Annotated in this window: 19 protein-coding genes; 13 read left to right on the top strand and 6 right to left on the bottom strand. The window is 61.6% G+C overall.

Translation table 11 applies throughout. From position 1 onward, the window contains the following. Positions 1-18 precede the first annotated feature (18 nt). The 3 genes from JAO85_RS06840 to JAO85_RS06830 all read right to left on the bottom strand — a co-directional run bounded on the left by JAO85_RS06840 (position 19) and on the right by JAO85_RS06830 (position 5,737). Positions 19-1,614, bottom strand: a complete 1,596-nt coding sequence (locus tag JAO85_RS06840; RefSeq protein WP_202787756.1) for a flavin monoamine oxidase family protein — start codon at positions 1,612-1,614, stop codon at positions 19-21. A 304-nt stretch (positions 1,615-1,918) separates the two neighbouring features. Further along, the gene (locus JAO85_RS06835) at positions 1,919-3,478 is read right to left on the bottom strand and encodes a sensor domain-containing diguanylate cyclase (protein WP_237734742.1); all 1,560 of its coding nucleotides are present in this window, start codon (positions 3,476-3,478) and stop codon (positions 1,919-1,921) included. Positions 3,479-3,673: 195 nt separating this feature from the next. Continuing rightward, on the bottom strand, positions 3,674-5,737 hold the full coding sequence (locus JAO85_RS06830; RefSeq protein WP_202787754.1) for a molybdopterin-dependent oxidoreductase: 2,064 nt from the start codon (positions 5,735-5,737) through the stop codon (positions 3,674-3,676). Between the two features lie 160 nt (positions 5,738-5,897). Here JAO85_RS06830 and JAO85_RS06825 point away from each other — a divergent pair, with 160 nt between their 5' ends. Continuing rightward, the gene (locus tag JAO85_RS06825) at positions 5,898-7,058 is read left to right on the top strand and encodes an ABC transporter substrate-binding protein (RefSeq protein ID WP_039050122.1); all 1,161 of its coding nucleotides are present in this window, start codon (positions 5,898-5,900) and stop codon (positions 7,056-7,058) included. Positions 7,059-7,142: 84 nt separating this feature from the next. Beyond that, positions 7,143-8,354 carry a M20 aminoacylase family protein gene (locus JAO85_RS06820; protein ID WP_003068607.1) on the top strand — a complete coding sequence of 404 codons (1,212 nt, stop codon included), beginning with the start codon at positions 7,143-7,145 and terminating at the stop codon, positions 8,352-8,354. On the opposite strand, the gene JAO85_RS06815 is transcribed toward JAO85_RS06820, so the two are convergent. Beyond that, the gene (locus JAO85_RS06815; RefSeq protein ID WP_202787753.1) at positions 8,341-9,375 is read right to left on the bottom strand and encodes an AraC family transcriptional regulator; all 1,035 of its coding nucleotides are present in this window, start codon (positions 9,373-9,375) and stop codon (positions 8,341-8,343) included. The genes JAO85_RS06820 and JAO85_RS06815 overlap by 14 nt on opposite strands. A 157-nt stretch (positions 9,376-9,532) precedes the next feature. On the opposite strand from JAO85_RS06815, the gene JAO85_RS06810 reads away from it, so the two are divergent. The 6 genes from JAO85_RS06810 to JAO85_RS06785 all read left to right on the top strand — a co-directional run bounded on the left by JAO85_RS06810 (position 9,533) and on the right by JAO85_RS06785 (position 15,481). Further along, positions 9,533-10,381 (top strand): TauD/TfdA family dioxygenase, encoded by an 849-nt coding sequence (locus JAO85_RS06810; RefSeq protein ID WP_012840018.1) that lies wholly within the window; start codon positions 9,533-9,535, stop codon positions 10,379-10,381. 114 nt (positions 10,382-10,495) lie between these two features. Beyond that, complete coding sequence (locus JAO85_RS06805) at positions 10,496-11,554, top strand: 3-keto-5-aminohexanoate cleavage protein (RefSeq protein WP_012840017.1); 1,059 nt, start codon at positions 10,496-10,498, stop codon at positions 11,552-11,554. A 17-nt stretch (positions 11,555-11,571) separates the two neighbouring features. Beyond that, positions 11,572-12,540 (top strand): tripartite tricarboxylate transporter substrate binding protein, encoded by a 969-nt coding sequence (locus tag JAO85_RS06800; RefSeq protein WP_059441554.1) that lies wholly within the window; start codon positions 11,572-11,574, stop codon positions 12,538-12,540. 79 nt (positions 12,541-12,619) lie between these two features. Beyond that, complete coding sequence (locus JAO85_RS06795; RefSeq protein WP_012840015.1) at positions 12,620-13,591, top strand: quinone oxidoreductase; 972 nt, start codon at positions 12,620-12,622, stop codon at positions 13,589-13,591. A 250-nt stretch (positions 13,592-13,841) separates the two neighbouring features. After that, positions 13,842-15,047 (top strand): porin, encoded by a 1,206-nt coding sequence (locus JAO85_RS06790; RefSeq protein WP_202787752.1) that lies wholly within the window; start codon positions 13,842-13,844, stop codon positions 15,045-15,047. A gap of 179 nt (positions 15,048-15,226) precedes the next feature. Further along, positions 15,227-15,481 (top strand): acyl-CoA-binding protein, encoded by a 255-nt coding sequence (locus JAO85_RS06785; protein ID WP_003050754.1) that lies wholly within the window; start codon positions 15,227-15,229, stop codon positions 15,479-15,481. 188 nt (positions 15,482-15,669) lie between these two features. Here JAO85_RS06785 and JAO85_RS06780 read toward each other — a convergent pair whose 3' ends face one another. Then, positions 15,670-16,668, bottom strand: coding sequence for an isopenicillin N synthase family oxygenase (locus JAO85_RS06780; RefSeq protein WP_202787751.1), 999 nt, complete (start codon positions 16,666-16,668; stop codon positions 15,670-15,672). 471 nt (positions 16,669-17,139) lie between these two features. On the opposite strand from JAO85_RS06780, the gene JAO85_RS06775 reads away from it, so the two are divergent. The 5 genes from JAO85_RS06775 to JAO85_RS06755 are packed head-to-tail and all read left to right on the top strand — an operon-like array spanning position 17,140 to position 21,437. Beyond that, positions 17,140-18,156, top strand: a complete 1,017-nt coding sequence (locus JAO85_RS06775) for an ABC transporter substrate-binding protein (protein ID WP_202787750.1) — start codon at positions 17,140-17,142, stop codon at positions 18,154-18,156. Between the two features lie 13 nt (positions 18,157-18,169). Next, a complete protein-coding gene (locus JAO85_RS06770) occupies positions 18,170-18,670 on the top strand; it encodes a nucleoside deaminase (protein WP_202787749.1) in 501 nt (166 codons plus the stop codon). 53 nt (positions 18,671-18,723) lie between these two features. Beyond that, entirely contained in the window at positions 18,724-19,752 is a 1,029-nt protein-coding gene (locus tag JAO85_RS06765) for an ABC transporter substrate-binding protein (protein WP_202787748.1), read from the top strand. Between the two features lie 57 nt (positions 19,753-19,809). After that, positions 19,810-20,658: an ABC transporter ATP-binding protein gene (locus tag JAO85_RS06760; RefSeq protein ID WP_054073784.1), complete on the top strand. Its 849-nt coding sequence runs from the start codon at positions 19,810-19,812 to the stop codon at positions 20,656-20,658. Positions 20,659-20,666: 8 nt separating this feature from the next. Continuing rightward, positions 20,667-21,437, top strand: coding sequence for an ABC transporter permease (locus JAO85_RS06755; RefSeq protein WP_003068629.1), 771 nt, complete (start codon positions 20,667-20,669; stop codon positions 21,435-21,437). Positions 21,438-21,513: 76 nt separating this feature from the next. Here JAO85_RS06755 and JAO85_RS06750 read toward each other — a convergent pair whose 3' ends face one another. Then, complete coding sequence (locus JAO85_RS06750) at positions 21,514-23,211, bottom strand: phosphoethanolamine transferase (protein WP_039050114.1); 1,698 nt, start codon at positions 23,209-23,211, stop codon at positions 21,514-21,516. Between the last annotated feature and the right edge of the window lie 32 nt (positions 23,212-23,243).

Below are 23,243 nucleotides of genomic sequence, written 5' to 3'. Positions count from 1 at the left end.
TGTTGCAGACATGGGCGATCAGAGGCTGGAGGCCTTGGCGTGCAGGCGCTGGATGGCGTCCAGCGAAGACAGCACGGCACCTTCCTGCCAGGCGGGGATGTACGAGACATGCTCGCCCGCGAGCACCAGGCGGCCGTCGATCTGGGCCAGATCCTTGTAGTGCTGCTCGCGCAGCGCATCTGTCCAGTTGCCGAAGCAGCCATTGATCCAGGGCATGCGATGCCAGGCTACTGACACACCGTTGAGGAACTCCTGCTTGTACTGCGGATGGATCTGCGCGCCGTACTCCAGCGCCAGACGAATGCGCTCGGCCGGCTTGAGCGAGGAGAAGCGGTAGCTGTTGGAGTTCTCGAAGGCATAGGCGCCCAGCAGCACGGCGGGGCCGTTGCCCATATAGCCGGTGGAGGGGTAGGAGATCTGCTGAATCGGCAGATCGGTGTAGCTGATACCGCCGTAGATGCGCTCGTCCTCTTCCCAGAAGCGGCGCTTGAACTCCAGACCGACCTTCATGGAGCTGCCGTAGGGTACGGCAGCAATCGCGTTCTGCATGGCGCTGCCGGCCTGCACTTCGATCTGGCTCAGGATGGACAGCGGAATCGTGCACACGCACCAGTCGGCGCGGGCCTGCTGCGTGGCGCCGGGCTTGAGGGCGTCCACATAGTCCACGGTCACGCCCTTGGCGTTCTGGGCGATCCTGGTGACCTTGGCGTTGTAGCGTATGGCCGAGCCCAGATCGCGCGCCATGGCCTGGGCCAGCATGTCCATGCCGCCTTCGGGCTGGAAGATGGCGCTGTGGAATTCGTAGATATTGCCCACGCCCATCTGGCGCCACAAATTGGATTCGAGCAGCTCGTGCAGGCCCATGGGCGTCGAAGGTTTGGCCTGCGCCATCAGGCCGCCGCCGGGGTCGATGTCGTAGCCACGGAAATCGCTGACCGCATTGCTGGCGCGGTAGCGGTACTCCTTGTCCAGCACGCCCCAGGCCTTGAGGCTCTCCAGCAGGCGTTCCTTGTCTTCCCGGCTGACGCTCTGGTCCAGCGCGCCCTGATTGGTAGCCTTGGACAGCAGCTCGGCCACATGGCCGTAGACATCGGTCTGCACATGGCGAAAGCGCTGGGGCTTGCCGGCCAGGGCCTTGCTGTTGTGCAGATAGGCGTTGTAGTTGACCTGGTTGAAGGCTTCGAGCTTGATGCCGAAGCGCTTGTAGTAGTCCAGCATCGCATGGTGGTGGTAGGGCACGCGCCAGGGGCCGGGGTTGAAGTAGTTGCCCTTGGCAAAGCCCACTTTCTGACGTGTACCGTCGAGTTCGCTGAACTCATCGCCGCCGCGCAGCGTCCAGCAGCGACCGCCGGCGCGACTCTGGTATTCAAGCAACTGCACCTTGTAGCCGGCTGCGCGCAGCTCGTGGGCTGCCACCATGCCTGCCAGGCCCGCGCCCAGCACCAGAACCGACGCGCCAGGTCTGGCGTTGCCGAGCTTGACCGGACCACTGTAATGCGACTCGGCGGCGTAGCCCAGTGAACTCATGGCTTGGTACATGGCACTGCCGCCCGCGACCTTTCCGATCATCGAGAGCAGTTGTCTGCGACTGACATGCTTGCTTGGCTCTGGCATCTGAAATTCCTTTGCTGTTGTGTATTCCGCTGTCCATCCGGGGTTGCGGGGCAAGGGTTTTCAGCAAGAGCTGTGCCAGGTCAGAGGGCTCAAGGCATTAGTTCAATGAAATCAGTCACTTGTTATGAAATTCAGATCAATTTGCGCTCAATCCCTTTAACGCTTATGGTGCATGCTCACTAATTTGAAGCGTCAATGGCCAAATTGGTGCAACGGAGTCACACAATAAGCTGCAAAAAAAGCGTATCGGCTGTGACAGCGGATACGCCTTGAGTGTGGGAGCGGAACTACGGTGCTGCCGGGCTCAGAGCTCGCTGGGAGGCTCGCAGGCCTCACTGACCATGACACGATTGCGTCCACCTCGCTTGGCTGCGTAGAGCATGGCATCGGCCTGCTGGAAGACGGCCTTGATATCGGGATCGCTGTCGGGCCAGTGGGCCACGCCCAGCGAGATGGTGATATGGCCCACTGGCGGTATCTCCATTTTCTCGACCAGCTGACGCAGGCGCTCGGCGGCATGGGCGGCGGCCTCCAGCCCCGTGCCGGGCAGCAGCAGCAGAAACTCCTCGCCACCCACGCGGCAGGGCAGGTCATCGACACGCGAGACCTCGCGCATGGTGCGTGCGAGCTGTCTGAGCACCTCGTCACCTGTATCGTGGCCAAAACCGTCGTTGATATGCTTGAAGTGATCGATGTCGATGGCAATCACCGAGAACGGCAGCGCTTGCGTCTGAAAGGCGCTGATGGCTGCTTCCAGATGACGGCGATTGCCCAGCCCGGTCAACGGATCGGTGTTCACGTCCTCGCGCAGCTTGGTGATATTGCGTTGCAGCAGGCCCAGGCCCTTGAGCATGGCTTTCTTGAGTTCGTAGGACTCGAAGTACCAGGACTTGACGGCCTGGATGTTCTGCGCCGTCTCGGGCTTGTCCATATCGTGAGCGCCATTGGCGAGCTGGCGCAGCGGGCTGGCAATGCGGCGCGCGCTCCACCAGATGACCACCAGCATCAGCAGGGCGATGGGCAGGGTCTTGTAGAGCACGGAGCGCATCAGCTTGTTGAGCGGGGCCAGCGTGGCTGCCTTGGGGCGCTGGGCCACAATGCCCCAGCCCGAGGCATGGATGACGGCATAGCCGGCCAGCATTTCCACGCCCTTGCTGTTGACGACCGGCGCCGTACCCGACTCGCCTCGGATCACGGCGTTGATGACATCGTTGTTGATCACCTGATCGCCGATACGGTGGCTGTCGGGGTGATAGATGATGTGCTTGTTCTTGTCCACCACATAGACATAGGTGCCATCCTGGTAGAAGTGCGAGCCCAGCAGGGTGTCGAGGATGCTGTCTTCCTTGAGGTAGATGCTGCCGCCTACCGCTCCCAGGAATTCGCCCTGAGGGTCGAAAATGGGCTGCGAGACAAAGACGATGTAGTTGCCGGCCGTGGACATATAGGGCTGGCTGATGACGGGCCCGCGAGTGCTCAAGGTCTGTGTCACTCCGGCGCTTTGCAGTGTCTTGCCCTTGATCTGCAGGGTTTCGGGCGATGTCGCCAGCACATAGCCCGTAGGATCGATGATGGTGACGGAGTTGAAGCTCTTGGTTTGCAGGCGCAGACGTGTGGCCTCCTTGGCCAGATAGTCCACGTCATCCATGTGCGCGCCCATCAGATTGGCGCTGTATTCCAGCTGCTGCAGGGCGGATTGCAGAAAATCATCCGTGCTCTGCGCCAGCTTGGTTGCATAGGCATGGTGACCTTCGAGCGTGTTGTCTATCAGCTGCTGGCGCTGCACCAGATAGCCAGCATAGAAGGTGTTGAGAAACGGGATCAGCGCGCTGCAGATGGTCAGGACCAGGATCAGTCGACGCAAATCAAGCCGGTTAGGCGCAAGCCGGCGGTGCCAGGGGAGAGATTTCTTCACAGATGATGTCGCGAGAGCAGGGCGGCTCTGCGCTGTACCTGTGTGCTCTGACAGGCTCAGACCCCGGCCGCATATTCATTGAGTGCCTGCATTATGGTTGCTCGCGCCGTGGCCCTGCTCATGGTCAACCACAATGCAGCCGCGTCAGGCTGACAACTCCTTGAACTTTTCCACCTGTACCGCGCAGTCGTAGAAGCAGGGCGCCCGGCCAATATCGGTGAGCTGCTGATGCGTCAGCTCGTTCACATTCGTGCCGTTGGCTCCCTGCTTGCGCCACCAGATGCCCAGGCCCACCACCACGCCGGTGCGAGCGCGGCCGTTGACGGCGGCGTGGCAGACATGCTCGCCGCGCTGGTTGAAGACGCGTAACCGGTCACCGTCGGCAATGCCGCGCGCAGCTGCGTCATCGGGGTGCATCTCCAGCAGTGGACGCTCTTCCATGCGGGCCAGACTGGCCACATTGGCAAAGCTGCTGTTGAGGAAGTTGCGTGCGGGTGGCGAGATCATGGCCAGCGGGTAGGCGGCCGTGGGCGGCTCGTAATTGGGCAGGTAGTCGGGCAGGGTGTTGATGCCCAGCCGCGCCAGGGCGGGGTTGTCGAATTCGCATTTGCCCGAAGGCGTGGCAAAGCCACCTTCGGCAAACGGCGCATCGGGCAGCGGGATATGGGCAAAGCCCTGTTGCAGAAGATCGTCGAAATCAATGGCTGTCTGTGCTAGCGCTGCGCGGCACAGCGCTTCGTCGGAATCAGAGAAGCAGGCTGCGGCAAAAGCGGGGTCCAGCCTGGCCATATGCATGGCCAGATCACGAAAGATCTGCGCGTTGCTGCGCGCCTGGCCTTGGGGCTCGATCGCGGGGCGATTCAGCAGCACATCGGTATGGCCGTAGCTGCCGTGGATGTCCCAATGCTCTAGCTGCGTGGTGGCGGGCAGCACATAGTCGGCATGGTCTGCGGTGTCGGTGAGGAAATGTTCAAGCACCACGGTGAACAGATCTTCGCGCGCAAAGCCCGCAGCCACCTTGGCCGACTCTGGCGCCACCGCCACGGGATTGCTGTTATAGACCACGACGGCTTCCACCTTGGGGCCGAAGCCGGCATCGCCCTCATGCAGCAGCACATCGCCAATCTGGCTCATGTTCAGCGTGCGTGGGCGACGCTCGCCCAGCAACTGCGGCATTTGCAGATCTGCTCGCTTGAACGGCGAGACCCCCGAGGCGGACAGCAGCAGCCCGCCAGCGCGGTGGCGCCAGGCGCCGACAAGAGCCGGCAGGCAGGCCACGGCGCGCACGGCATTGCCGCCGCCGCGCGCGCGCTGCATACCGTAATTGAGGCGGATGGCCGCAGGCCTGGTCGTGCCGTAATCGCGGGCCAGGGACTGAATCTGTTCCACGCTCAGGCCACAGACACTGGCGGCGCGCTCGGGCGGCCATTGCAATGCTCTGGCCCTGAGTGCCTCCCAGCCCTGAGTGTGTTGGGCGATGTAGTCATGGTCCAGCCAGTCGTGCACGATCAGCTCGTGCATCAGCGCCAATGCCAGTGCCGCATCGGTGCCAGGCAGCAGTTGCAGATGCTCGTGGCATTTGTCGGCGGTCTCGCTCTTGCGCGGGTCTATGCAGATCAGCTTGGCGCCCTGGCGCTTGGCTTCCTGCGCATAGCGCCAGAAATGAAGATTGCTGGCGATGCTGTTGCTGCCCCAGATCAGGATCAGCTTGCTTTCGGCAAAGAACTCCACACGCATGCCCAGCTTGCCGCCATAGGTAGCGGTCAGCGCCTCGCTACCGGCACTGGCGCAGATGGTGCGATCCAGCAGGCTGGAGCCCAGCTGGTGGAAAAAGCGCCGGTCCATGCTTTCGGCCTGTACCAGGCCCATGGTGCCGGCATAGCTGTAGGGCAGTATGGCTTCGGGCGCGCGCCGGGCAATACCGTGCAGGCGCTGGGCAATATCGCTCAGGGCCTCGTCCCAGCTCACGGGGGAGAAATGGCCGCTGCCTTTGGGGCCGCTGCGTTTGAGAGGCTGCAGAACTCGCCCGGCGTGGTAGGTGCGTTCGGTGTACTTGCTGACCTTGGCGCAGAGCACGCCGCCCGTGTGAGCGTGTTCAGCATTGCCTTGCACCTTGGTGGCCGTGCCATCGACCACCGTGGTGAGCAGGGCGCAGGTGTCCGGGCAGTCATGCGGGCAGGCACCGCGTACTTGAACGATATGAGGCATGTCGTGGGCTCGAAAATCTGGATCGGTTTGCGTCTGAAGACCGTTTTGTGGGCCTATTATGCGGCGCGCATCCATGTCAAAAAACCTGAGATGCAAGACCCCAGAAACGGGCCGATCCAGCCCGTAGCAATGAGTAGCCCGTACAGAGAGATCAAGAGCAATGCAGTACAAGCGAGTGGAGTGGAACCGTCGTCAATTCATGACTGCTGGCGCAGCTGTGGCAGCCGGGAGCTGGATCGGCGCAAGTCATTCCCAGGATTCGAGCGGGCCGATTGTGCTTGGGCAGTCCTGCGCGCTGAGCGGCCCCTCGGCACAGCTGGGTATGCAGTTTGTGCAGGGCGCCAAGCTGTATTTCGATCAGCTCAATGCCCAGGGCGGCATCGGCCGCCGCCAGGTGGAGCTGCGCACGCTGGACGATGGCTATGAGCCAGAGCGCTGCGTGGCCAATACCCAGAAATTCATTGCCGATGATGTGATGGCCTTGTTTGGCTATCTGGGCACGCCCACCAGCATGGCCGCACTGCCTTTGCTGCAGAAAGCCAGGCTGCCGCTGATTGCTCCACTGACGGGGGGCGCCGGCCTGCGCGACCCCAAGCTGGCGCAGGCGGTCTTCAATCTGCGTGCCTCCTATGCCGATGAGACCGCGCTCATGGTCAGACAGCTGGTTTCTTTGGGCCTCAAGAAGATCGCGGTGTTTCATCAGAACGACGCCTATGGTCAGTCAGGTCTCGAGGGGGTGATGCAGGCGCTGCAAGGCCATGGCCTCAAACCCGTGGGTGCAGCCACAGTGGAGCGCAACTCCCAGGATGTGGCCAAGGCCGTCAAGACTCTGGTGCCGCTGGGTGCCGATGTCATCGTGCAGGTCGGCACCTATGCGGCCAGCGCTGCCTTTGTGCGAGCGGCACGCCAGGCGGGCTATGGCGGTCAGTTCTACAACGTGTCGTTCGTGGGAACTTCTGCACTGGCGCAGGCTCTTGGCAAGGAGGCCGAGGGCGTGGTGGTCACCCAGGTCGTGCCCTCGCCCTTCAAGACATCGCATCCCCTGGCGCGTGAGTTTCAGGCCGCACTGCACAAAGGAGGCGCGTCGCTGCAGCCCGATTACTCCAGCATGGAAGGCTATCTGGCTGCCCGTGTCGTGAGCGAGGCGCTGAAATCCGCCGCTGCCGCAGGCCGGCTGCAGCGCGATGGCCTGGTGGCGGCACTGGAGGCAATGAATGGTCAGCAGGTTGCGGGTTTTCCGATCGCCTTCCGCCCACAGGCCGGCAAGCCGCGTTTTGTCGAGCTGTCCATGCTCACGGGCGACGGAAAGGTCCGGGTGTGAGGCTTTGAGGCGCGCAGGGCGCAAGCTCTCTCGCTTTGGGCCATCATGGCATCTTTGCCATTGATGACCCCAAGGAGAGAGCGCATGGCCCTGCTGCCCGAACTTCAAGCAAGCGCCCCTGACATTGCCGCGCTGCGTCGCGATATCCACGCCCACCCCGAGCTGTGTTTCGAGGAAATACGGACCTCGGATCTGGTCGCGGCGAAGCTGGAGCAATGGGGCATAGCGATCCATCGCGGTCTGGGCAAGACCGGTGTGGTGGGCGTCATCCATGGCCGCGACGGCGGCAGCAGCGGCCGAGCCATCGGCCTGCGCGCCGATATGGATGCCCTGCCCATGCAGGAGTTCAACACCTTTGACCATGCCAGCCGCCATGCGGGCAAGATGCATGCCTGCGGTCACGACGGCCACACGGCCATGTTGCTGGCGGCGGCGCAATATCTGGCCGCACATCGCGACAGCTTCGAGGGCACGGTCTACACCATCTTCCAGCCTGCCGAGGAAGGCGGTGGCGGTGCCCGCGAGATGGTCAACGACGGACTGTTCGAGCAGTTCCCCATGCAGGCTGTGTTTGGCATGCACAACTGGCCGGGCATGAAGGCCGGCACCATGGCCGTGGGTGCGGGGCCCGCCATGGCATCCAGCAACGAATTCAGGATCGTGGTACGCGGCAAGGGCGGCCACGCGGCCATGCCGCATATGGTGGTGGACCCGGTACCCGTGGCGGCCCAGCTCATCATGGCTTTCCAGACCATCGTCAGCCGTAACGTCAAGCCCATTGAGGCGGGCGTGGTGTCGGTCACCATGGTCCATGCCGGCGAGGCTACCAACGTCGTGCCGGACAGCGTGGAGCTGCAGGGCACGGTGCGCACCTTTACGCTGGAGGTGCTGGACCTCATCGAGCAGCGCATGCAGCAGATCAGCGAGGCCGTCTGTGCGGCGCATGGCACGCAATGCTCGTTCGAGTTCGTGCGCAACTACCCGCCAACCATCAACACGGCCCCCGAGGCCGAATTTGCCCAGGCCGTGATGCGCGAGATTCTGGGCGATGCCGGTGTGGTGCCGCAAGAGCCATCCATGGGGGCCGAGGACTTTGCCTTCATGCTGTTGGAAAAGCCCGGAGCCTACTGCTTTATCGCCAACGGCGATGGTGATCATCGCGCCCTCGGGCATGGCGGTGGCCCCTGTACCTTGCACAACCCCAGCTACGACTTCAACGATGCGCTGATTCCGCTGGGTGCGACCTTCTGGGTCAAGCTGGCCCAGCGCTGGCTGGACCAGCCTACGCGCGGCTGAAGGCTTGGCCCCGCCGCTGCGGGCTGGGTGGAAGATTTCTTTCACGCCAGACCTCGGGCGGGCAGCCAAAGAGCGTGCTGAACCAGCGTGTGAAGGCACTGTGGCTGTTGTAGCCCAGCATGGAGGCGATCTGGCCCACAGGGTAGTCAGGGTTGCGCACATAGCGCTGGGCAAGATCCGAGCGAACCTCCTGCAGCAGGTCGGTAAAGCTCAGGCCTTCACCATCAAGCTCGCGCTGCAGGGTCCGTACGCTGCGCCCCAGACCCTGGGCCACGCAGATGCAGGTGGCATTGCCCGAGGGCAACATGAGATAGATGGCCTTGCGCACCTGCTGGCCGATGGAGGCCTGACGGCCCTGCTGCGTGGTGTCCACCATGGTCTTGGCATAGCGCACCAGAACCGGGTCGGCCAAGGGGTTGGGAGCATCCAGGTCCTCGGTGCGAAACACAATGCCGTTGAAGTCCGCCTCAAACTCCACGCGGCAACGAAACATCTGCTTGTGCAGGCCGGTGTCGCCGGGCGCGGGGTGGCTGAAGCAGACCCGCAGCGGGCGCCATTGCTCATGCAGCAGCAGGTTGCAGGTACGAAACAGCACGCCGATTGCCAGTTCCATGGATTGCGGCAATGCATCCGGCAGGGTGAACTCTTCGCGCAGCACCACGACGCCATTGGCGTCGTCCATATGAATCACCAGCGACTCATTGAGCATGTGTACATGCTCGATCAGCGTGCTCAGCACCTTGCGCAAGGTGGGTTGGTGCAGCAACAAAAGGCTGACGACACCGAAGTTTGAAATCTGCCGTGATTGCGCCATGCGCAGCCCGAAGTTTTCGCAGCCCGTGATGCTTGCAGCTTCTTCCAGCAGACGTCCGGCCGTCAATGCATCGATCAGCTGATCTTGCTCGCGCACCACGGCTGGGCGCAGGCCGGCACGACGCAATGCCGCATCAGGGTCTCCTCCCAGTTCGCTGAAGAGTTCCGAGAAATTCGTCAGAGATGCCGCGCGCACAAAAGTGACCATGACTGCTCCACGCAAAAAGTCGGAGAAATTCTGGCATGAGATGCATAGCGTGCGGCATGAAATGCACAACCTATGTGACACAGGTTTTCTACAGTGGACTTACCGGGCGGCAGAGACTAGCAACAAGCCTGGGTTCAAAAAAGTGTAGGAGACAGTGATGCAGATAAACCCTCTGACCTGTGCCATAGGCGCGGAGTTGGTCGATGTGCAACTGGCGGATGCGCTGCGCGATGATGGGCTTTTCGCAGAGATCAAGACGGCCTTGCTCAAGCACAAGGTGCTGTTCTTGCGCCGCCAGAGTATCAGTCGCGCCGAGCATGTCGGTTTTGCCCGGCGTTTTGGCGAGCTGGAGGACCATCCGGTGGTCGGCAGCGACCCCGAGCATCCCGGCCTGGTGCAGATCTACAAGACGCCGGACAAGCCGCTGGACCGGTATGAAAACTCCTGGCATTGCGATGCCACCTGGCGCGAGGTGCCGCCCATGGGCTGCGTGCTGCGCTGCGTCGAATGTCCACCGGTCGGCGGCGACACCATGTGGGCCAATATGGCGCTGGCTTACGAGATGCTGCCATCGCATATCAAGGACGTGATAGCCCCGCTGCGGGCACGCCACAGCATTGAGTGCACCTTTGGCGCCGCCATGCCTGCGCAGAAGCGTCTGGCCCTCAAGGCGCAGTTTCCGGATGCGGAGCACCCGGTGGTTCGTACACATCCGGAAACCGGTGAAAAAGTGCTGTTTGTCAGCGGCTTCACCACTCATTTCACGAACTTCCACACGCCCGCCAATGTGCGTGTGGGCCAGGACTTCACCCAGGGCTCATCCAGTCTGCTGCAGTTCTTGATCAGCCAGGCCGCGATCCCCGAGTACCAGGTCCGCTGGCGCTGGGAGCCCGGCAGCATCGCTATCTGGGACAACCGCGCGACACAGCATTACGCGGTGATGGACTACCCGCCCAGCCATCGAAAGATGGAGCGCGCCGGAATCATCGGCACACCGACTTTCTGAGCATCGAAAGACGTTCGTGGCAAGGCGCAGAACCTGGCCGGGCGGTGCGAAGCACAGTTGTACGCAAGGCTCTGAGTGCGGGCATGGCATTCATATAACAACGGAGACATCATCATGAATTTCCTCGACGGTCACCTGGTTGCCGAAAATCAGCAGCCTCTCATCATCACTGCAGCTCCTTATGCACCTTCGTGGCTGCCGGAGGACTTCCCCGGCGAAATTCCCGTCACGATGGAGGAGCAGATTCAAAAAGCCGTGGACTGCTACAACGCCGGCGCCCAGGTGCTGCACTTGCATGTACGCGAGCTCGACGGCCGCGGCAGCAAGCGGCTTTCCAAGTTCAATGAGCTGATTGCCGGCGTGCGTGCTCGTGTCCCGGACATGATCATCCAGGTAGGTGGGTCGATCAGCTTTGCACCCGAAACCGATGGCGCGGCCGCCAAATGGCTGTCTGACGATACCCGCCACATGCTGGCCGAGCTGGACCCCAAGCCCGATCAGGTGACGGTGACCATCAATACCTCGCAGATGAACATTCTGGAGCAGTTCGATGCACGGGATATCGAGGGCACTTCGATGGAGGACCCTGCGGTGTTCAATGCCTACAAGGAAATGACCGTGCCAGCACAGCCGGGCTGGGCCGAAGAGCATATACGCCGCCTCAGTGCGGCCGGCATTCAGAGTGCCTTCCAGTGCTACAACATCAACAGCTTTGAGTCGGTGGAGCGGCTGATGCGTCGCGGCATCTACAAAGGACCGCTGGTGCTGAACTGGGTGGCCATCGGCGGCGGAATGGACCAGCCCAGCGTTTACAGCTTGGCCAATTTTGTGCGCGCCGTGCCCGACGGTGCGGTGCTCACGGTAGAGGCCTCGGTGCTGAACGTGCTGCCCATCAATCTCATGGGCATTGCCATGGGCCTGCATGTGCGCTGCGGCACCGAAGACAATCTGTGGAATCAGACCCGAACCCGAAAAATGGGCACGGTGGAGCAGATCGAGCAGTTGGTGCGCATTGCCAAGGAATGCAGCCGCCCCATCGCCACTCCTGCCCAGGCGCGCGAAATCTGCCAGATCGGCGTGTTCTACGACACGGTGGAGGAGAGCCTGGCAAGGAACGGCTTTGCTCCGAATCGCAACGGTGCTCAGCAGGGTTTTCTGCGCAAAGTCGCCTGAGGTCAAAGGAGCGCACGATGCAACGCATTCCAGTCCTGCTGTCCATTGCTCTGGCTGCAGCTTTGCCAACTGGCAGCGCCTTCGCTTTCACCGACAAGCCCGTCAAGCTCATTGTTCCTGCCCCGCCCGGCGGCACGATCGATGTGTTTGCTCGCATCATCAGCGATCAGCTGGCGCATGAGCTCAAACAGCCTGTGATTGTGGAAAACCGCCCCGGTGCCGGCGGTGCCATGGCGGTGAAATACATGCTGTCCCAGCCCTCAGACGGCAATACCCTGCTGGTGACGGTGACCAATATCCTGACCGAGGTTCCGCATGTGCTCAAGGGGGGCTTTGATGCCATGAAGGATGTCAGACCCGTCTCGCAGATGGCACGCTCCGTCATGGTCTTCATTGCTTCGCCTCAGTTCCCGGCCAAGGATGCCAAGGAGGCCATTGCCTATATCAAGGCCCATCCGGGTCAGCTGTCCTTTGCCTCCTACAGCCAGGGGACGGCATCGCAGTACGCAGGGGCAATCCTGAATCAGAAGGCGGGGCTGGACATGCAACATGTCCCGTTCCCTGGCTCGGCACCGGCGCTGGCACAGATCATGGGCAATCAGATCCCGCTGATGTTCGACGGCTCCGTGACCACCAAACCGCTGGTTCCCAGCGGCAAGGTCAGGCTGCTGGCCGTGGCTTACAAAAGCCGGCTGGCCGACTACCCCCAGGTGCCGACGATGGCAGAGCTCGGTTATCCGGAGCTTGATTTCAGCAACTGGGCGGGTGTGTTTGCTTCGGCAAAGACGCCGCAGCCGTTGCTGGAGAAGATCAATGCCACGCTGCAGAAGGTCAATGCCAGCCAGGCGGTGCAGGCACGTTATGCGGCCACAGGCTTTGAGCCGATTCGCCAGGAGCGCACTCTGGAGCAGCTGTCTACCGATCTGCAGGCCGAATACCAGCGCAATGGCGAGATCGTCAGGAATTTCGGCATCAAGCTGAACTGAGTCGGCTCGTCAATCGGTCCGGGCATGTCTGCGACTGAGGATGCCCGGACTTGCACCTCAATAGATACAGGAGCATTTCATGACTCAGGCCATTCGCTTTTACGAGACTGGCGGTCCAGAAGTCCTGCGACTGGAAAACGTTGCCGTGGGAGACCCCGGCCCAGGCCAGGCGCGCGTGCGGCATAGCTATATCGCGCTCAACTTCATCGATGTGTACTTCCGCACCGGGCGCTATCCGCTGGCCTTGCCCAACGGGCTGGGCTCGGATGCCGTCGGTGTGGTCGAGGCCGTCGGAACGGGTGTGACGGATATCCGGGTGGGTGACCGCGTCGGCTATCTGACCGGCCCGCAAGGCGCTTATGCACAGGCGCGTGTGATGCCTGCAGAAGTGCTGATTCCATTGCCCGACGGAATTTCAGACCGTACTGCAGCCACACTCATGATGAAAGGCATGACGGCCCAGTATCTGTTCCGTCAGGTCTATCCGCTGCAAGGCGGTGAAACCATTCTCTATCACGCAGCTGCCGGAGGCGTAGGCCTGATTGCCTGTCAGTGGGCCCGCGCCATGGGGGTCAACATGATTGGTACGGTCAGCACGGATGAGAAGGCCGAGCTGGCCAGGGCGAACGGATGCGCGCACACCATCGTGACTTCGCGTGAAAACATCGTCGAGCGAGTGAAGGAAATCACGGCAGGCAAGGGCGTTCCCGTGGTTTACGACTCGGTAGGCAAGGACACACTGATGGACTCGCTCGATTGCCTGCAGCCGCGTGGCTCGCTGGTCAGCAACGGAACCTCTTCCGGCTCCGTGGTGGTGGACTCATCGCTGCTGGCCGCCAAAGGCTCGATCTGGATGACCAGGCCGGCCATGATGCATTACATCCAGCCCCGTTCACATATGCTGGAGATGGCTGCAGAGCTGTTCGAGCACGTGCTGGCGGGGCGCATCGTGAGCGAGCCTCAGCAGGAGTTTGCCTTGGCCGAGGCGGCACAAGCCCATCGCGCATTGGAAGCGCGCAAGACTGTGGGGGCCACGGTACTCGTGCCATGAGTTGCTGGGCGCAAATATTGGGCGGGTAAAACCATTGCGAAAATCCGTGCCGGTGCCTTTCCCAAGGCTCCGGCTTTTTTTTGTCTGACATTGGCCATGCGGCAGGGCGACATTCCTAGGGATTTCACCTTGGGAACATGGCACCAAATAAGCAATGAATGGCATCAACTGCACAAGAGCTGCAGCCTTCCTTTTCTAGAGTGATTTCGCGGATCAATACCGCGAATTCATAACGAAAAGGAGAGATGAAATGCCACGTATTTCACGCTATATCTGGAGTCTTTTTGCCTTGTCCGCCAGCAGCCTGGCCAGCGCTCAGTCATCCGTGACGCTGTTCGGTGTCATGGATGCGGGCGTCAGCCGCTACATGGTGCGCAGCAATTCCTGGGATGGCTCCGGCCGTACGGCCAGCCAAGGTATCTGGGCACTGTCACCCTCGGGTAATCTGGCCAGCCGTCTGGGTGTTCGTGCCGTTGAAGATCTGGGGGCTGGAATGTCTGCCAGCATGTGGCTGGAAGCACCAGTGACCAACGACACGGGCGGCGGCGCGCTGAACTTTGGGCGACGCTCCACCGTCAGCCTGGCGGGCAATTGGGGCGAGCTGCGCCTTGGGCGTGATCACACGCCGTCGTTTCTGAATGACTGGGCCTTTGATCCCTATTCCGTCAACGGCGTGGGCGTCAATTTGCTGGCGGTGGTCAGCAGCAACCTGGCTATCAACCGTGCGCTGAGTACGCAGACCAGCGGCACGCTGCCCGAACGCCTGCTGGGAAACGGTTTGTCGGCAGGCACGGACAATTATCTGCGCGCCAACAACTCCATCGGCTACCACCTGCCGACAGGGCTGGGCGGAATTTATGGTCAGCTGATGTATGCCTTCCCGGAAAATGATGCCAGGCGCGGCCGCTATGCCGGTGGGCGCATTGGCTGGGCCAGCGGTCCCACCGATATTGCGCTGGGCTATGGCGAAAGCATGCTGGGCACTTTCAACGGCCGCAAGGAAGCCATCAAGTCCTTGAACCTGGGCGGTTCGTACAACTTCGGTCCGGTCCGCGTGTTGGGCGAGTGGTCGCAGGTGCGCAATGCGCGCAGCGATGTGCGGGCCACAGACCGCTATGACGGGCTTCTGGCTGGTGTGCAAATCCCTGTCGGACTGCATCAGCTCAGGGCGTCGGTGGCCAGGGTGCAATTCAAAAATGGGCAGGGAGCCGGCGACGCATCGGTGAACAAGCTGGCCTTGGGCTATGTGCATAACCTCTCCAAAAGCACGGCGCTCTACACCACGGTGTCACGTATCAGCGTGAGCAATGGACACAACAATCCTGCGGTGATGGGTGTGACGCCGCTGGCCGTCAGCAGCCCGGTCATCATGCCGCAACCGGCCTACAGCAACAGCCCCGGAATGCAGCCACGCAGCGCATTGGGCTTTGATGCGGGTTTGCGCATGATGTTCTGAAGGCAGTCCGTTGCTGCTGCCGCGAGGCGAATCACGAAGAGGCGGATTTGAGGGAGTGCGTGCCGCAAAGGGCTGCTTGTCGGCGTTGCAGTACTTTGTGAAATAAAAAGAACGGTCGTTCTAATTTCCCGGATTTTTGGCTACACTGGCCTCGACTATTAAAGCCCAGGAGACCTTTCATGTCCGATCTGAACGCCCGGTTTGAAGAGACCGTCAAGAATTCCACCTCGCTTGGCGAGCGTCCCGACAACGCCACCTTGCTCAAGATTTATGCCTTGTACAAGCAGGCAACCGAGGGTGACAACGAAGCCAAGAAGCCCAGCTTCACCGACATGGTGGCCCGCGCCAAGTGGGATGCCTGGGCCAAGCTGGAAGGCACAACGCCGGATGAGGCCAAGCAGCAGTACATCGATCTCATCGAGTCGCTGCGCTGATCCGCGCCACCCCTGATCGCCGACAAGGCCCCGGGCTCCGGGGCTTTGTCGTTTCAATTCGGGCCACATCACACTGCACCAGAGACGGGGGGCTGGAAACTGGCGCCCCCCCAGCCAGGGACACCGAGGAAGGGCCGCCCCGAAGGTGTCGTCCCCTTGGAGGAAGCGGCAGGGCTGCTCAGGAGGGGTCAGTACCTGTTCGAGAAATTGGCGCTGATGCGCTGACGCAAATATTCCGCTCCTGTGATGGGCGGATATTTTTTGGCCGGCCCTTCTATCACCGCATCCTCATTGGCCTGGCAGAAGAAGGCCAGGCTATAGCGGGCCCCCTGGTACTCATGGGGCTGAGGGTTGCGCACGCGGTGGAAGTTGCTGGGCAACTGGTCGTCGCTCCAGCGCATCAGCATGTCGCCGATATTGCAGGTGATGACGCCATCCACGGGCTTCACGGGCGTCCATTGCTGGGTCTCGGCCTCCTTGCCGGGCAGCACCTGTAGCCCACCCTGGCCGGCGCGCTGGAACAACAGCGTCAGGCAGTCGAAGTCCGTATGTGCGCCTGCACGCCACAGGCCGATTTCGTCCTTGAGCGCCGGGTCCACTGCAAAGTAATGCAGCATGCGCAGCGTGCTCTGGTAGCTGGGCACGGCGGGGTCATGTGCGCGGGTGAAGAATTCATCGTCAAAGCCCAGCTTGTAGGCAAAGCAGGACAGCAGCTGCATGCCAATCTGCCAGCATTGATGCTCAAAAGCCAGCGTGGCCTGCTTGAAGCCGGGCAACTCCTGCTCGCTGGGCCACAAGCCTTGCATGCGCGGGCGTGTGACCTGATAGGACTCTTTCTGGTCGGGAGTGCGCGTGGAAGGGCGAATCTGCGCCTTGTGCTCCCAGCCTGCATTGCGCGATAGCGGCCATTGCGACTTGGTTTCGGGCGGCAAGGCGAATAGCTGCTCGGCTCTACCGAACGCGGCGTCGATATCGGCCTGGGCAATGTCGTGGCCGGAAACCTGGAAGAAGCCGATTTCTATCGAAGCGCTCCAGATCTGCTCGGCAATCTCCTGCTTGCGCTGCTCGAAGTCGCTGATGTCTATGACGCGAACTTCGCGCGCCGAGGTTTCTGCGCCTTGCCCGCCCATGCGGGCTTCCTTGTCCAGCTCGCCAAGGCTGTAAGAGTGGCTGGTCATGGTCTGCATAAGAATTTCTCTTGCGATGACTTCAGACACCGGCTTTGCCAGTGAGGCTTGGTGCGGGCATCTGAAGTGTGGATACCAGGCGCGGCTGTGTGCCGCACCCACTTCAAGAGCAATGACCCGCGAAGCTGCTGACCGGGGGAAGGTCAGAGCACCGTGCTGAACGCTTCTACTCTTGATTTGAGTGCAGCAAACAGCGTGCCAGCCATTTTCCAGGGCGCGGGCACTCTTGGTTTTGGTGCATGGCTTCAATCTGGTGCATTGCCGTGCATGAATCCATGCATCCATCTCTTTTGCATGCACTTTGTTGATACCTGGCAAGGCGCAACCCAAAGTAGGCACGCCAATTGCTAGAAGGTTGAACGAGTAGAAGCGTTCAGCCTGCATCCGCGTGCAGTGCCCGGAAATTGCTCAAGTCCTGTCAGCAGCGGCAGCTGCTGGCGTTCCTGTCGCCAGAGACCTGAGAGTTCCACCATGCTACGTCGCCAATTTCTTGCCGCCCTGCCTCTTTGCGGCGCACCCTGGGTTCATGCCCAGGGCAAGTCGCTGACTCCGCTGAAATTCACGCTGGATTTCCGCGTCAACGGCCAGACGGCGCCGTTCTTTCTGGCCCAGCAAAACGGCTACTACCGCGATGAGGGGCTGGATGTGAGTCTGGACGTAGGGTCGGGCTCGGTGGCTTCGATTACACGTATCGCCAGTGGTGCCTACCAGCTCGGACTGGGCGATATCAGTTCGCTGATCGAGTTCAATGCACAGAACGCCGGCACACCTCGCGTGCAGGCCGTCTACCAGTACTACAACCGCGCGCCCTTTGTGATCATCGGGCGCAAGGACAGAGGCATCACTTCGGACTTCGCAAGTCTCAAGGGCAAGAAGGTGGCTGCAGCGGCAGTGGAGTCCACGCGCCGAGCCTGGCCCATGGTGGCGCGGCGCAAGAATCTGCCCGCCGATCTGTTTGCCTGGTCGACGACGGAGTTCTCGGCACGCGACAACGTCATGGTGCGTGGCGATGTGGATGCCGCCACCTATTTCCATGACTCGGCGGTGTCGCTCTTTGCGCGCCTCAAGCCCGAGGAGCTTTCCATACTGCGCTACAGCGATGCCGGCGTTCATCTGTATGGCAATGCGATTCTCGCGTCCAGCCAGTTGATCGCCGAGAAGCCGCAGGTCGTGGCCGCCTTCCTGCGCGCCACCAACCGGGCGATTGTGGAGTGCTTTGCCAACCCCGCAGCAGGCATTGCCGCCGTGCGCCAGCGCGAGCCGATGCTCGATGAGAAGCTGGAGCTGGAGCGCTGGTCCATCACCGCACAGTATGTGGCCGCGGCAGATACGAAAAGCCATGGACTGGGCGACTTCAGCAAGCGTTTGATGGAGCAGCAGCTGGACGGCGTGGTGCAGACCTTTGCGCTCAAGACCACGCCATCTGCCGACGCACTGTTCAACAGCAGCATGCTGCCAGCCAGGTCGGCGCGCATGCTCAAGGCCTGAGGAGGAAGCCTCCATGTCCCTGCCTCAAGCCCAGACCTTGAATGACAGCGATGGCCGCTATCTGCGTGAAGCTATTGCGCTTGCCGATACGGCGCGCGAGCGCGGCAACCGGCCGTTTGGCGCGCTGATCGTGGCGGCCGACGGACGCGTGCTGGCCCGGGCCAGCAATGCCAACGGCGAGAGCGGCGATTGCACGGCCCATGCCGAGCTGTCCGCCATCCGCCTGGCCAGCCCCCTGCATTCACGAGATGAACTGGCCGTCGCCACGCTGTACTCGTCTGCCGAGCCCTGCGTGATGTGTGCCGGCGCGATCTTCTGGTCCGCCATCGGCCGCGTGGTCTATGGCATCGATGCCGAGCGGCTGCGCGTGTTCCGTGGCGAGCGGATCGATCAGAAGGATGCCGAGCTGTCCTGCCGCGATGTGTTTCAGGCCGCTTCGCACGACATCGAATGCATCGGGCCGGCCTTGATCGAAGAGGCCAGCAGTTCGCACCAGGGCGCCTGGAAGGTCTGAGCCCCGGCACTCGTTCAACCGCAATTCATTGACATAGAGAGAGGGAAGCCACCATGCAAACCAAGCGCCTGTTCCTGCAATCCGTTCTGGCCCTGGGCAGCTTTGCCAGCGCCACGGCAGCCTTTGCCGCAACGCCCATCAAATTCCAGCTCGACTGGCGTTTCGAAGGGCCTGCGGCGCTGTTTCTGCAGCCAGTCGCCAAGGGCTATTTCCAGGCCGCAGGGCTCAATGTGACGGTGGATGCCGGCAGCGGCTCGGGCGGCGCCATCCAGCGCGTGGCATCGGGCTCCTACGACATGGGCTTTGCCGATCTGGCCGCGCTCATGGAGTTTCATGCCAACAACCCCGAAGTCAAGGACAAGCCCGTGGCCGTGATGATGGTCTACAACAACACGCCGGCCTCGGTCATGGCGCTCAAGAAGAGCGCCATCGCCAAGCCGGCGGACCTGACGGGCAAGAAGCTGGGAGCGCCGGTCTTTGATGCAGGCCGACGCGGCTTTCCGTTGTTTGCCAAGGCCAACAAAGTCGGCGATGTGCAATGGACCACCATGGATCCGCCGCTGCGCGAGACCATGCTGGTGCGCGGCGATATCGATGCCATCACGGGCTTTACCTTTACTTCGCTGCTGAACCTGGAGGCGCGGGGCGTGAAGGCGGCCGATGTGGCAGTCATGCCGTTTGCCGACAACGGCGTCAAGCTCTATGGCAACGCCATCATCGCCAGCGCCAAGCTGGTGCGCGAGAACCCCGAAGCCGTGCGTGCCTTCCTCAAGGCCTTCAGCAAGGGCGCCAAGGAAGTCATGGCCAATCCCGGCGCAGCCATTGCCTATGTGAAGGAGCGCGACGGCATCGTCAACACGGCGCTCGAAACCCGCCGTCTGCAACTGGCGATCGACACCGTGATCAACACCGCTGACGCGCGTGGCGAGGGCTTTGGGCAGGTCAGCCCCACACGCATGGCGCTGATGGCTTCCCAGATCTCGGACGTCTATGCGACCAAGACACGCGTGAACCCCGAGACGCTCTGGAACGGCCGCTTTCTGCCGCCAGTCGCGGATCTCGACGTCTTTCCCAAAAAGTAATTGCTCATTGATTGATAGCTGTATGCGCTTGTGTGACGGGTGCTACAGCCTGTTTTTATGAAATCATCAGATACAGAAGCTGTCCGGCCCTTCGTCGAATTCAAAGACGTCTGGCTGGCCTATAACGAAGAGCTGCTGCAGGCCAATCACTTTGCGGTGGAGGCCATCGACCTCACGGTGCAGCGCGGCGAGTTCATCGCCATCGTCGGTCCTTCGGGCTGCGGAAAGTCCACGTTCATGAAGCTCACCACGGGCCTGAAGATGCCGTCCATGGGGCGCATCACGGTCGATGGCCAGCGCGTGACAGGGCCGCTCAAGATCTCGGGCATGGCGTTTCAGTCCTCCTCGCTGCTGCCCTGGCGCACCACACTGGACAATGTGCTGCTGCCGCTGGAGATCGTGGAGCCGCACCGTTCGCAGTTCAAGCAAAAGCGCAAGGAATACGAGGCGCGTGCCATAGAGCTGCTGGGCAAGGTGGGTCTGGCAGGCTATGAGCGCAAGTTTCCCTGGCAGCTTTCCGGCGGCATGCAGCAGCGCGCCAGCATCTGCCGCGCCCTGATTCACGAGCCGCAGATGCTGCTGCTCGACGAGCCCTTTGGCGCGCTCGATGCCTTCACCCGCGAAGAGCTGTGGTGCATCTTGCGCGACCTTCAGGCCGAGCAGAAGTTCAATGTGATCCTGGTCACCCATGATCTGCGCGAGAGCGTGTTCCTGGCCGATACCGTCTATGTGATGAGCAAGAGCCCGGGCCGCTTCGTGGTGCGCCGCGACATCGACCTGCCGCGCCCGCGTGATCTGGAGGTCACCTACACCCCCGAGTTCTCGGACATCGTCTACGAGCTGCGCGGCCATATCGGCGCCCTGCGCAAGAGCGGCCCCGAAACCGCTGCCGCCATTCCTCAATAAGGCGCATCATGAAACATCAAAAAACCGCCGAGCGCTGGGCTCCCTGGCTGCTGTTGCTGCTGATCGTCCTGCTCTGGCAGATCATCTGCTCGGGCTTAGGCGTCTCGGAATTCATCTTCCCCAGCCCCTGGGCCATAGGCCATCAGCTCTATGAGTTTGCGGGCACGATTGCCATGCATGCCTGGCGCACCTACTGGGTGACGATGGCAGGCTTTGCCCTGGCAATCGTGGTGGGCGTGCTGCTGGGCTTTCTGATCGGCTCCTCGCGTCTGGCCTATGCGGCCTTCTACCCGCTGATGACGGCTTTCAACGCCTTGCCCAAGGCAGCGTTCGTACCGATTTTGGTGGTCTGGTTCGGCATCGGCGCAGGCCCGGCCATTCTCACGGCCTTTCTGATCAGCTTTTTCCCCATCATGGTCAATATCGCCACGGGTCTGGCCACGCTGGAGCCCGAACTGGAGGATGTGCTGCGCGTGCTGGGAGCCAAGCGCTGGGACGTGCTGATCAAGGTCGGCCTGCCGCGCTCCCTGCCGTATTTCTACGGCTCGCTCAAGGTCGCGATCACGCTGGCCTTCGTCGGCACCACGGTCAGCGAGATGACGGCTGCCAACGAGGGGATCGGCTATCTGCTGGTTTCGGCCGGCTCTTCCATGCAGATGGGCCTGGCCTTTGCGGGGCTGATCGTGGTGGGAGCCATGGCCATGGTGATGTACGAGTTGTTCAACCTGCTGGAAAAGCACACCACGGGCTGGGCGCGCCGCGGCTCTCAGGGCGAGTGATACGCAGCTGCTGAAAGCGGAAAAGCCTGCCGGATCGTGCATCCGGCAGGCTTTTTTTGTACTGCGCAGTCAATGGCTAGCTGGCCGTGCGGCAGCTGGCAAATGCATCCAGAGGCTGCTTGTAGGTTGGAGAAGTGACATCCATCAATCCCATCACCGTATGGAACAGGTTGTCGTGCGAGAGCGGCTGGTCCAGAGTCTTGCTCAGACAGGCCTGATTCAGGCCGGTGCGCGCACCCAGCGTTCCCAGCCAGGCAATCATGGGCACATGTTTTTGATCGTCGGGCGCCATGGCGTAAGGCATGCCGTGCAAATAGACACCGAGCTCGCCCAGCGATTCGCCATGGTCTGACATGTAGAACATGCCGGTTTCAAACTGGTTTTGCTGGGTCTTGAGCCAGTCTATGGTCTGGGCCAGGAAGTGGTCGGTATAGCGAATGGAGTTGTCGTAGACATTGACCACGCTTTGCTGCGAACAGCTGGACAGTGCATTGGTGGCGCACTCGGGCTTGAAAGCCTTGAGGTCTGCAGTGGAGCGCTTGAAGTACTCGGGACCGTGACTGCCCATCTGGTGCATGACCAGAACCAGGCCCTTTGCCCGGCGTGCGGGGTCCAGCTTGGCGATGCGCTCGTCCAGGCCGCTGAGCAGCAGAGCATCCAGGCATTCGCCATCCTGGGCGCACAGCGCCTTGCCGGCCGGCGTATTCACGCTGTCGGCGGTATCGGCCATGGGGATACGCTTGCACACGCCTTTGCAGCCTGCCTGGTTGTCCACCCAAAGCACGGCCAGTCCGGCGGCCTGCAGCACGTCGAGCAGGTTGTCATGCTCGACCTTGGAGGCGTAAAAGCCTTCGCGGCCCAGGTTGGAGAACATGCAGGGCACCGATTCGCGGGTGCTGGTGCCGCAGGAGCGGGCATTGCGCCAGCTCAGCACATCGCGCTTGGCCAGCTCGGGGTTGGTATCGCGCTCGTAACCGTTGAGGCTGAAATTCTTTGAGCGTGCAGTCTCGCCCACCACCAGCACCAGCAGCGGCGGTTTCTGGGCTGCGGCATAGCTGGCACCCAGGGCCGCGCCGCCCGTGATGCTGACAAAAGGCCTGGGCTTGTTGAGCAGAGGATCCAGCGCCACCGAGGCTGCGGACAGCACGGGGTTGATCGGATTGATCATGTAGCGCAGCCAAAGATTGTTGCGCACCACGGGGGCCAGATCGCGGTAGGAAACGGCCAGTGATGCGGCTATCAGGGCAATGCCGCCCAGCAGCAGCAAGGCGGTGCGCAGCATATTGCGCCAGGCGCTGTTGGCGCGTTTGAGCGGGGTTTTCCACAGCCAGATGGCTGGCAGTATGGCGATGATCAACACCTCGGCCAGCAGCTTGATGTTGAACAAGTCCGAGCTTTCGCGCGCATCGGTCTGCAGGATGTTGTGAATCATGCCCTTGTCCATCACGGTGCCGTAGCTGACCATGAAGTACTGGGAACTGGCCGCCACCAGCAGCAGCGCCACCCAGAGCGGCTTGGTAAAGCGCGGCCAGGCAAACAAAGAGGTCAGCAGAAGGCTGGCGCCCAGCACCAGCGGCACAACCCGCAGGGCCAGCAGGGCCAGACTGCCGTGATAGCCATCCAGGGAAGGCAGGCGCAGCCACAGGGCCCAGTTCGCCGTCAGTGTCAGCCAGATGGCCAGGGCCAGAGCGATGAACTGAGGCGTGCGAGGTCGAAAAAGCCCCTTGAAAAATGGGGCGGAAACGGAGTCTTGGGTAGCCACGGTGGACGGCAAAAAAATAGGTATCGGAGAAGTCTGGCGGGACT

The sequence above is a fragment of the Comamonas sp. NyZ500 genome (assembly GCF_016772095.1).
GTDB classification, from domain to species: domain Bacteria; phylum Pseudomonadota; class Gammaproteobacteria; order Burkholderiales; family Burkholderiaceae_C; genus Comamonas; species Comamonas thiooxydans.
This window is presented reverse-complemented; position numbering and strand designations above follow the sequence as displayed.